Genomic DNA, 9,973 nt, shown 5'->3' with positions numbered 1-9,973 from the left:
AATGAAGGCTATTTTAAAAAGCATTTCAAATGACGACGTTGAGTTGGATACATTTCATCCAGAAGATGAACTTAATTTTTCTCTCCGTTTATTATTGCGAATTGGATGTGAAGATAGCTCTGGTGCAGACAACTTCGATCTTCGTATATACACACCCGAATGGCTCTGTAAACATCATTGGGTGCCAGAGTTGATGCGGCATACGCTCCTTGTACGTAAATATGACCTGGAAGAGATAACCAAAACTATCACTGATTATATCGATCAATGCGAAGGCAAAAACTGGATTGAGATAGCACAAAAATTATCCCGAGTTTTCGCCTGGGAATATGAAGACTACCAGCCATAGACATTGAGACTCCCGGATATTATGCCGGGAGTCTTATCACTGGTAAGTAGCAACAGCATTCCGCTATCCGGGGATTGACCGTAAAAACCTGAGTGAAGATCAGAAGCAGACCATCAGCGCACTGGCCACGCTTGCGGCAGGGCTTGCGGGCGGATTGGCGGGCAACAGCACGGCGGATGTGGTTGCGGGCGCACAGGCGAGGAGGAATGCGGTTGAGAATAACTCACTGTCCGGTGACCAGGCGCGTGCCACGGTGAAACAGGCAGCTGAATCGCTGAAAGAACAGGTCAGGGACAAGCTGTGTAATGGTACGACCTCTGCCATCGCAAACACCATCATTGGTACTATAGCAAATACCAGTGAGTCGGCATTAGGTGGCGTGGATTACGTAGCGGATGCTGCAATGGCCCTGGCGGCCTGTGCAACCGGAGACAGCTACTGTAGTAAAGCGTTAAGCGACCTGACCGGGAAGAACCAGGCGGTAGCCGACAGCGTGAAAGCGCTGCTGAAAAGTGAAACCTGGTCGGCAGTGGCAGACACGGTAAAACAGGCAGCGGACGGGAATCAGCTTGCACTGGAAGCGACGGGCGGGATGCTGGCCGGGATTATATTGCCGGGTAAGAAAGTTCCGGGAGTCGGAAACCGTATTGAAACGGTGCTTAAAGCTGAAAAGAATTGGGAAACAGCCAGAAATAAAGCCATAAATATGGTCGATGATTTAGGTATTGATTCAAAGCCTGTTATTGGTCGGTTAGAATTAAGTGCTGGCAATGAAAAAATTATTAGTCGTAAATCCAGTGATGGCAAGTTAGGTTGGTGGGTTGATTATGACCCAGAAAAAAGGGACGCACATTAATACATGGGGTTATTCGAAAGGTAAAAGACCTGGTAAAGCAGTTAAAACAGTCATACCTTTTGAAGGTAATGAAAAGGTTTTTGAAACTATATTGAAACAATTAAATAAGTAGAGATAATGACTTTGTTTGATGAGTGTAAAGAAGCATTGTTTTCTGATTTTCATTTGCTTATCGGTGACGAGGAGAATAATGCCATTGACTTACTTAATAAATACCCTATTACCCCAAGGGGAGTTGTATGGAATGAGATGGAATATAGTGATTATGATAATTTTTATGATGTATTAAACGTAAGCACAGTAAAAAATCAAGACGTATTTGTCCTGACGGATAATGCTGATATACCGATATTCAGGACGAATATTAAGCTGGTTGCTGAAAATGTCTATGACGTTACGGCATTGTCACCAAAATTATTTATTTATAATAATGAAATTATAATACAACCTTTATTCCCATCAGAGAGGTTTCGTGTTGGGTCAAGACCTGGACGTTCGTGGCGGGAGGCAGCCGGGCGCAGGCGATAACGGGCGCGGCGGCACCCTACTTGGCAGAGTAGATACACAGACTGACGAAAGGCAATCCGGAAGCGAATCTGATGGCACATGCTGTTGTGGGCGCAGTGGTTGCGCAGGCATCAGGTAATTCAGCCCTGGCCGATGCAGCAGGTGCAGCGAGCGCATCCGCTGCAACTTCCGTGATAGCGAAAACGCTCTATGGCACTGATGACTACAGCAGGCTGGACGAAACGCAGAAACAGACTATATCCGCTCTTAGCACACTGGCAGGCGGGCTGGCCGGAGGACTCACCGGAGACAGCGTGGCTTCGGCAGTGTCTGGCGCGCAGGCCGGGAAAAACACACCTGAAACAATGATACGTTCAGCCTGCCGAAATTTAGCTCTTCTGCTGGTTTTTGGTCAGATGTGGGTAGTGCTTATATATCTCGAGCTACAGGAAGGGCGGTTAAAGATGCTATTAATAAGCAGGAGAAAAATAAGTGAAAAGAAGACCTACAATAATGCTTTTTGCATTAAGTATTTTATATGGCTGGGCTATTTTTTTTCTCACTGGGATCGTACTGAGATTAGTTATTAACTTTTTTTATGTAAAGGAATTGTTCCCGGAGGAGCAGGATGTGTTTAAAACAGGTGTTATGAGTCTTATTGCTGCTGTCGCAGGTGGAGCTGGTTCATGGATTTTTGCCAAAATAGACGAATGTAAAGCCCGAAAATCACCTCCATCAGATTCCTGATAAACAGCGGCCCCGGTCAAATCAGGCCGGGATATTTTGACCTGCTGAACGGCAGGGGCAGCGTTCTCCGGCTGGGCATCCAGGCGTCGACGGCGGCGATGCAGGGACTGGCCGCACTTCAGGCCGCGCTGACCGAAAAAGGCTATCGTTGCATCTCTGGCTGGTGGGTCTGGGCTGAAGAGTGTGGCAGTGAAGGCAGTGGGGAACGTGGCGGCTGAACAGCCTTCAACATCTGAAAGAGTATCAGCCCTGGTACTGGCTTATCCGGCAGTTTGCGCCAGCAGAAATCGGGCCAGCGTCTGGATCGGTTATAGGATTTACTTTGTTCGCAGCCGCCGTCATAAAAAAACCGCCCGCAGGCGGTTTTTAGTCAGCTCAGCGCATAGCGCTACTCGCGCGTTTTGCCCTCTTCAATAAACTCTTCATCAATCTCTTCGGCGTTGTCGCGGTTATCGCGACCGGAGAGGAGGTTCCAGCAGGCGATGAACAGAGCGGCAATCAGCGGGCCAATCACAAAGCCGTTGATGCCGTAGATTTCCATGCCGCCCAGCGTGGCGATCAGGATCATATAGTCCGGCATCTTGGTGTCTTTGCCCACCAGCAGCGGGCGCAGAATGTTATCTACCAGGCCGACAATCACCACAAAGAAGCCGACCAGGAAGAGGCCTTTCCACAGCGCGCCGGTGGCAAAGAAAAAGATCGCTGCCGGTACCCAGACGATGGCGGATCCGACCGCCGGGATAAGCGACAGAAATGCCATCAGCGCACCCCACAGCAGGCTGCCGTCGATGTCAGTGATCCAGAAAGCAAAGCCGCCCAGTACACCCTGAACAATTGCCACCACCACGGTTCCTTTCACCGTCGCGCGCGACACCGCAGCAAACTTCATCAGCAGATGATGCTTCACATAGGTGGAGAGCGGCAGCGCTTCGAGGATCAGGCCCACCAGCCAGGCACCATCTTTCAGCAGGAAGAACAGTAAATAGAGCATCACGCCAAAGCTCACGGTAAAGGTAAACGTGCCTTTACCAATCAGCAGCACGCTGCCCGCCATATACTGGCCACCTTTCAGCGCGAACTCAGAGAGCTTTTGCTGAATCTGGGTAGAGTTGTTGAGATCGTGGTCGGCCAGATAGCGCTGCGCCCAGCCCGGCAGATGCTGCAGCAGCTCAGCAAACACCGTCGGAAACTGCGCTGAATTATTCTGCAGCTTGACGTAAACGGTATTGATCTCCACCACCAGCGATGAGGTAATGATCGCCAGCGGCGTAAATACAATCAGACAGATAATCAGCAGCGTGACAAAAGAGGCAAGCCCGTTACGGTCGCCCATTTTACGCCGCAGCAGCACCTTTAGCGGGGCAAAAATCACCGCCAGGATAGCCGCCCAGAGAATGGCAGAGAAATAAGGTGACAGCACATCAAAAAAGGCGATGGTGACAATCGCCAGGATAAGAATAAAGAAACCGATATTTAAGCCTTTAACACGCATTCCATAGCCTCGCAAATAAACGTAGCGAAAGAACTATAGAACGGCTGGCGCAGAATGTAATCTGTTTCACATGATTGAATGCAGTAACGGATAAAAATCTGTCCTGAGCCTGCGCTAAACCGGAGAACCCTATGCTTGAACTGCGACCTAACTGTGAGTGGTGCGATACCGATTTACCGCCGGAAAGCGCGGAGGCACGTATCTGCTCATTTGAATGCACATTCTGCTCAACCTGCGCTGAGCATGTTCTGCTGCAGCGCTGTCCGAACTGCAGCGGCGAACTGGTCCGTCGCCCGATACGACCTGCCGCAGCGCTGGCGCGGCATCCGGCTTCTCTGCTGCGGCACATCCGGCAGCCGTAATTCCGGCGCGCGCAATGAGTGACCAGCAGATAATTAATTGTGCTACTTACAATGTTATCCGCAGTTAAACCAGAGATCAGAAAGGGCAGTTATTTTCCTGTTGCCAGCCCCAAAAGGTAATTATTTTAATTTTATGTTTTTTATGAGATTTTAATTCCGTCACTGGCGTGAGGTCAGAGCACTGACCTTATTTATAAGCAGCGTTAATCTGCCTGGCAGCGTTAAGTAATATTCCTAAATCCGATTAATTTTATTTATTGTTTTAGCGGTGAAGTGTTATTCTGCGCGCGCAATGCTGGTGATGTGGCGTTGTGTGCTTCAGTTTTACCCTCTGATTTGCAGGGTTTCCCTGTTTCTGAATAATGAAACATTTTTATTTACCCGATCCCTGCGGTCGGGTTTTTTTATGTTTTTTTCTCTGCGGTACTTATTTGTATCCGGCCGGACATCTTCGTTAAGAAAGCGCTAAGGCAGTGTAATTTACTGTAATAATGAGGTTTTTAAGAATGAAAGAACTATTATTCGCTGCGTGACTGGTTAATAGTCTCTGCCGGCAGCGCACTTATTGCTGCTGTGATGGAGACCATGATGAAAAAAATTAAAACGCAGATCGCTATTTCCCTTATTGCATGCAGCACGCTGTTTTCTGCGCTGAGTCAGGCAGAAGGTCCTGGCGGTCCCCGCTGGAATACACATGAAAGCCAGCACGCATCCGGGCGGGAAGCCGATCGCCGTGGGCCAGGTAATGAGCGTCACGGCGAGCGGGGCGGGCCGGAAGGGCATCATCACGCTGACCGCTTTACCTGGCAGGGGCACGAGTTCCGGCGCGGCCAGCCGATGCCACCCGCCTATCGCGGTGCCGGATACCGCGTGGATAACTGGCGCGATCGCGGCCTCACCGCACCGCCGCGCGGTGAGCACTGGGCCTTTATCGACGGCAATTATGTGCTGGTAGCGGCTGCAACCGGCATCATCACCGCTATATTACTCAACGGCGCCTTAGATTAATCTCTTGCCGGGAGGAACCACGCCTCCCGCTATGCTTCTGCTTTTACCCTTTGCCAGGCTATTCTGTGAGCTACCGCTAATACATATGTGCTAAGGAGTGATGATGGCCGCAGTAAAAATGGTAGCAGTGGATATGGATGGCACCTTTCTGGATGACCGTAAGCAGTATGACCGTCCGCGGTTCATGGCCTGCTACCAAATGATGAAACAGCGCGGTATCCGGTTTGTCGTCGCCAGCGGCAATCAGTATTACCAGCTGAAATCCTTTTTTCCGGAAATAGCGCATGAGATCGCGTTTGTTGCGGAGAACGGTGCGTGGATCCTCGATAGTGAAGAGGAGCTTTTCTGCGGCGCGTTCAGCCGTGAGGCGGTGCACGCCGTACTGGATACGCTGCAGCAGGGTAACTATCCCGGCCTGCGCTTTCTTATCTGTGGTCGCAACAGCGCCTACTACTTTGCCGGTGCGGACGCGCAGTGGCTGCAGAAGATGCGGCATTATTGTCACCGCCTGCGGCCCATTGAGACGCTGGATGAGATTGCCGACGATCGACTGTTTAAATTTGCCCTGAACCTCTCTGATGACTATGTGCCGGTTTTAATGGCAGACATTGAGCGGCTGCACCAGGGATCGGCTGCGGCCACCTCCAGCGGCCACGGCTCAGTAGATTTGATTGTGCCTGGCCTCCACAAGGCCAACGGACTGCGTCTGCTGCAGCAGCGCTGGGGAATTGAGAGCAGCGAAGTCCTGGCATTCGGCGATGGTGGCAACGATCTGGAAATGCTGACGCAGTCGGGATTTAGCTTTGCGATGCAGAACGCGCCGGCGCGGGTGAAAGCCGCGGCACGCTATGTCACCGCGGATAATAATCATGCTGGCGTGCTGCAGGTCATTGAGCAGATGCTGGCAGGTGAGGGCCCGTTCGCCTGAGCAGAGCGCGCCGGCAGGCTCAGAGCACGCGCCACGCCTGAACAAGCATGTCGGTCATCTGCGCGCTGTTATAGGTTACCCGGCTATTTTTACTGTTGGCGCGTGCGACAATCCAGTCCACCTCTGTGGCAGAGATCGCAGGTCCCTCCTGCCAGAACGGCACAATAGCGTGCTGCTGCAGCCAGGCTTTCAGCGCCAGCGGGGCAGGCGCGGAGGCGCCGGGCATCAGCTGCGCCGCAAACGTGCTCATCAGGCGCTGCTGTTCAGGGTGGTCGCTTTCTGCCAGCTGATCCAGAAACGGAAACAGCAGGCGGCCGCAGGCTTCACCATGGTGAATCGCTTTGATCGCCCCCAACTCGCCTGCGATGCCATGGATCACGCCCAGGCCGGCGCTGCTCAGGCAGAGGCCGCCCAGCCAGGACGCCATCATCATTGCCTCACGCGCCTCGTCACCCTGCCGGTCAGCGCGGTTCAGGTAAGGCCAGGCCTGAAAAAAGAGCCGCAGGCCGCTGAGCGCCATCTGCTGAGTAAATATGTTGCCTTTCTTTGACAGATACGCTTCAAACAGATGCGTAAAGGCATCAATTGCGCAGGTAGCGAGGACGCTATCAGGTGCGCCGCGCAGCAGGTCGGGATCGAGAATCGCGACGGGAGGAACAAAGTTCGGATGGCGCAGCGACGCTTTAATTTTGATGTGCTGCTGATCGGTGACCACAGCGTTTTGCGTAACTTCACTGCCGGTGCCGGCGGTAGTGGGGATGGCGATCAGCGGCAGCGTGTCGCCCTGCACCGGTGTATCCCCCACTTTTTCCAGGTAGCGCGCCGTCGGCAGCGGATGCTCTATCATGGCGCAGAACGCTTTTGCCGCATCCAGCACGCTGCCGCCACCAATCGCCACCACCCGCTTAACCCGTCCGCGCCAGCGCGCGACCCAGAGGTCAATCTCTTCCGGAGAAGCTTCATGACTGACTATTTCATAGTCCTGAATAGCGTGTTGCAGCTCACCCTTCAGCTGCTGCCACGTCTCGCTATTGAGAAATGAGCGGCCGCAAAACAGCAGCGCAGGCTGCGGCTCCTCAGCCAGCAGCGCGGGCAGAGTGCGAATGCTGCCGCGTCCGCACAGGGTTCGCTGGTTACTGTAAAGTGCAATCAGGTTCTCACTCACCTGTCTATCCTTTCAGATTGATTTCGGGCAGCCAGTGTAGCGAAAAGCGCTGCTGACGCAGGTATAAACGCCGGTAGCTTAATGAGCAAAAGTTGATCGCCTTCGCAAAAACGAAATTCAGCCCGCTGCTCTGATGTTACCGGCCCGGTGTTGCCCTTAACATGATACCGGTAACAGTATGACGCATTTCGCAACATCCGGCCGCATCTGGCCGATCCGGTAGTACAACGCAACCCGCTGGCAACTGACGCCGCGCGTAAAAAGTGGAGAATAACCATGCCATTACTCTATGTGGCCATCGGCGTAGCGCTGCTGCTGCTGCTGATGATTCGCTTCAAACTTAACGGCTTTATCGCGCTGATTCTGGTGGCGCTGGCGGTGGGCATGATGCAGGGCATGCCGGTCAATAAAGTGATCGGCTCAATCAAAACCGGCGTAGGCGGGACACTTGGCAGCCTGGCGCTGATCATGGGCTTTGGAGCCATGCTGGGTAAGCTGCTGGCTGACTGCGGCGGCGCGCAGCGTATCGCCACCACCCTGATTGCAAAATTTGGTGAGAAGCATATCCAGTGGGCGCTGGTGCTGACCGGTTTTACCGTGGGCTTCGCGCTGTTTTATGAGGTAGGGTTTGTACTGATGCTGCCGCTGGTATTCAGTATCGCTGCCTCAGCGCGCGTGCCGCTGCTTTACGTCGGCGTTCCCATGGCAGCCGCGCTCTCGGTAACGCACGGTTTTCTGCCGCCGCATCCGGGTCCGACCGCGATCGCGACGCTGTTTAACGCTGATATGGGTAAAACGCTGCTTTACGGCACGCTGCTGGGGATCCCTACCGTGATTCTGGCTGGCCCGGTGTATGCGCGTTTTCTGAAAGGCATCGATAAGCCAATTCCGGAAGGGCTGTGGAATCCCAAAACCTTTACAGAAGCAGAGATGCCAGGATTTGGCGTCAGCGTCTGGACCGCACTGGTGCCAGTGATCCTGATGGCATTGCGTGCGGTGGCTGAGATGCTGCTGCCGAAAGGACACGTACTGCTGCCTTACGCTGAATTCTTTGGCGACCCGATTATGGCAACGCTGATCGCCGTTCTTATCGCTATTTTTACCTTCGGTCTGAATCGCGGACGCAGCATGGATGAGGTGATGGGCACCATCACCGACTCCATCAAGATCATTGCAATGATGCTGCTGATTATTGGCGGTGGCGGAGCCTTTAAACAGGTGCTGGTAGACAGCGGCGTGGATAAATATATTGCGGGCATGATGCATGCGACCAATCTGTCGCCGATTTTTATGGCCTGGTCGATTGCGGCGATCCTGCGTATTGCGCTGGGTTCAGCCACGGTTGCCGCCATTACGGCTGGCGGGATTGTTGCACCGCTGATCGTGACCAGTGGTGCCAGCCCTGAGCTGATGGTGATAGCAGTAGGCTCCGGCAGCGTTATCTTCTCGCACGTTAACGATCCCGGCTTCTGGCTGTTTAAAGAGTATTTTAATCTCACCATCGGTGAGACTATCCGATCGTGGTCGGCGCTGGAGACGATTATTTCCGTATGCGGTCTGGCAGGCTGTTTGCTGCTCTCTGCTGCGCTGTAATCAGCTTATAACGGGCCACAGAATTGTGGCCCGACAGCCTTAATGTGGCTGCTCAAAACCCGCTTTTACCATCTGCTCGCGCAGTGCACGGGTAATTTCACGATTGCCTCCCGTTACCGGGTAGATGACATTATTTACCACATCATCCAGATAGTGTTCATCAAACTCCTGCATGGTCAGCTGCGTACCGCCTTCGTCGTTAATAGCGATACTCCCTTTAATATGGCTGCCGACCTCCTTCGCCTTCAGGCTATAACGTCCCATGCTGGTATTAATCGTACTCATAATTTCTCCTCGTTTCGCTAACAGAGATAACCATTGAGGCCCGTCACAGGCGCTTTAAGTTTAGCGCGTCGAAATCTGTAAAGAGCGCCTGCAGGGCCAGTTAATGGCTGAGCTGCGACCCTGCTCGCAGAAATAGCACAGGCTTATTCACCTGGCCGGTGAAGCGAAACGCGTACCGGCAGCGTGCGGCGCGTTCAGGATATTCAGCTATACTCATCGGCGGATGCATAAATTTTCAAACTGAAGGAGCGAATAATGAAAATATTTCTGTGGATTATTGCGATTGTCTTTATTGTCGGGCTGCTGACTATTACGGGTGTATTCAAGCTGATTTTCTGACGTGTTCAGGCACCTGCGGGTGCCTGAAATTGTTATCGCGCATAGCGTACAATAGTCTCTCTGACGGCTATTTCAGGCGGTTTAATATCCGAACTGTTTAGCGGCTTTCTGCATACGGCACAGCGTGCGCCGTGATGAGCTGCCGGCTCTGAAGCTTCACTCCGCTGGCACGTATAAAAGAATTTTTTACTGCCGCACTGGCTGCAACAAATCGTCACCGTTTCTCTCCCTGTTCCCTCCCGGAAAATAAGAAATATCGCAATCAGACCCTGGCTTCAAATGATTAATTCTGTTTATCTGTATGGTGACAGGAAAAATTTACGTTATTTTATGATAAATAAC

General features: G+C 52.5%; 9 protein-coding genes and 2 pseudogenes. 8 read left to right on the top strand and 3 right to left on the bottom strand.

What is annotated here, in order from left to right; genetic code table 11:
* The first annotated feature begins 1 nt into the window (after window position 1).
* The 4 genes and pseudogenes from FS690_RS06565 to FS690_RS18635 form a co-directional block, all read left to right on the top strand.
* Window positions 2-349 (top strand): immunity 8 family protein, encoded by a 348-nt coding sequence (locus FS690_RS06565; protein ID WP_108569680.1) that lies wholly within the window; start codon window positions 2-4, stop codon window positions 347-349.
* 85 nt (window positions 350-434) lie between these two features.
* Window positions 435-1,317: pseudogene (locus FS690_RS06560) on the top strand (VENN motif pre-toxin domain-containing protein); the annotation flags it as partial.
* A 5-nt stretch (window positions 1,318-1,322) separates the two neighbouring features.
* Complete coding sequence (locus FS690_RS06555; protein ID WP_145339216.1) at window positions 1,323-1,733, top strand: hypothetical protein; 411 nt, start codon at window positions 1,323-1,325, stop codon at window positions 1,731-1,733.
* A pseudogene (locus FS690_RS18635) lies at window positions 1,703-2,074 on the top strand (VENN motif pre-toxin domain-containing protein); the annotation flags it as partial. The gene FS690_RS06555 and the pseudogene FS690_RS18635, both read left to right, overlap by 31 nt.
* A 773-nt stretch (window positions 2,075-2,847) precedes the next feature.
* On the opposite strand, the gene FS690_RS06540 reads toward FS690_RS18635, so the two are convergent.
* Entirely contained in the window at window positions 2,848-3,951 is a 1,104-nt protein-coding gene (locus FS690_RS06540) for an AI-2E family transporter (protein ID WP_104084651.1), read from the bottom strand.
* Between the two features lie 131 nt (window positions 3,952-4,082).
* Here FS690_RS06540 and FS690_RS06535 point away from each other — a divergent pair, with 131 nt between their 5' ends.
* From FS690_RS06535 to FS690_RS06525, 3 genes are all read left to right on the top strand, one after another.
* Window positions 4,083-4,313 (top strand): DUF1272 domain-containing protein, encoded by a 231-nt coding sequence (locus FS690_RS06535; RefSeq protein WP_145339212.1) that lies wholly within the window; start codon window positions 4,083-4,085, stop codon window positions 4,311-4,313.
* Window positions 4,314-4,901: 588 nt separating this feature from the next.
* The gene (locus tag FS690_RS06530; RefSeq protein WP_145339347.1) at window positions 4,902-5,321 is read left to right on the top strand and encodes an RcnB family protein; all 420 of its coding nucleotides are present in this window, start codon (window positions 4,902-4,904) and stop codon (window positions 5,319-5,321) included.
* A 103-nt stretch (window positions 5,322-5,424) separates the two neighbouring features.
* The gene (locus tag FS690_RS06525; RefSeq protein ID WP_071668971.1) at window positions 5,425-6,249 is read left to right on the top strand and encodes a Cof-type HAD-IIB family hydrolase; all 825 of its coding nucleotides are present in this window, start codon (window positions 5,425-5,427) and stop codon (window positions 6,247-6,249) included.
* A 19-nt stretch (window positions 6,250-6,268) separates the two neighbouring features.
* Here FS690_RS06525 and FS690_RS06520 read toward each other — a convergent pair whose 3' ends face one another.
* The gene (locus FS690_RS06520; RefSeq protein ID WP_145339211.1) at window positions 6,269-7,414 is read right to left on the bottom strand and encodes an iron-containing alcohol dehydrogenase; all 1,146 of its coding nucleotides are present in this window, start codon (window positions 7,412-7,414) and stop codon (window positions 6,269-6,271) included.
* A 276-nt stretch (window positions 7,415-7,690) separates the two neighbouring features.
* On the opposite strand from FS690_RS06520, the gene gntT reads away from it, so the two are divergent.
* Window positions 7,691-9,007, top strand: a complete 1,317-nt coding sequence (gene gntT / locus FS690_RS06515; RefSeq protein ID WP_039383106.1) for a gluconate transporter — start codon at window positions 7,691-7,693, stop codon at window positions 9,005-9,007.
* Window positions 9,008-9,046: 39 nt separating this feature from the next.
* On the opposite strand, the gene FS690_RS06510 is transcribed toward gntT, so the two are convergent.
* Entirely contained in the window at window positions 9,047-9,292 is a 246-nt protein-coding gene (locus FS690_RS06510) for a hypothetical protein (protein ID WP_039383108.1), read from the bottom strand.
* Window positions 9,293-9,973 lie beyond the last annotated feature (681 nt).

The sequence above is a fragment of the Pantoea sp. PSNIH1 genome (assembly GCF_007680655.1).
Taxonomy (GTDB): Bacteria; Pseudomonadota; Gammaproteobacteria; order Enterobacterales; family Enterobacteriaceae; genus Pantoea; species Pantoea eucrina.
Note: the sequence above shows the minus strand (reverse complement) of the source record. Positions and strands in the feature narration are given on the sequence as shown.

Excerpts from the sequence above, each read along its gene's own strand:
- FS690_RS06565 (WP_108569680.1), top strand. The coding sequence starts at position 2 with ATGAAGGCTATTTTAAAAAGCATTTCAAATGACGACGTTGAGTTGGAT.
- FS690_RS06555 (WP_145339216.1), top strand. The coding sequence starts at position 1,323 with ATGACTTTGTTTGATGAGTGTAAAGAAGCATTGTTTTCTGATTTTCAT.
- FS690_RS06540 (WP_104084651.1), bottom strand. The coding sequence starts at position 3,951 with ATGCGTGTTAAAGGCTTAAATATCGGTTTCTTTATTCTTATCCTGGCG.
- FS690_RS06535 (WP_145339212.1), top strand. The coding sequence starts at position 4,083 with ATGCTTGAACTGCGACCTAACTGTGAGTGGTGCGATACCGATTTACCG.
- FS690_RS06530 (WP_145339347.1), top strand. The coding sequence starts at position 4,902 with ATGAAAAAAATTAAAACGCAGATCGCTATTTCCCTTATTGCATGCAGC.
- FS690_RS06525 (WP_071668971.1), top strand. The coding sequence starts at position 5,425 with ATGGCCGCAGTAAAAATGGTAGCAGTGGATATGGATGGCACCTTTCTG.
- gntT (WP_039383106.1), top strand. The coding sequence starts at position 7,691 with ATGCCATTACTCTATGTGGCCATCGGCGTAGCGCTGCTGCTGCTGCTG.
- FS690_RS06510 (WP_039383108.1), bottom strand. The coding sequence starts at position 9,292 with ATGAGTACGATTAATACCAGCATGGGACGTTATAGCCTGAAGGCGAAG.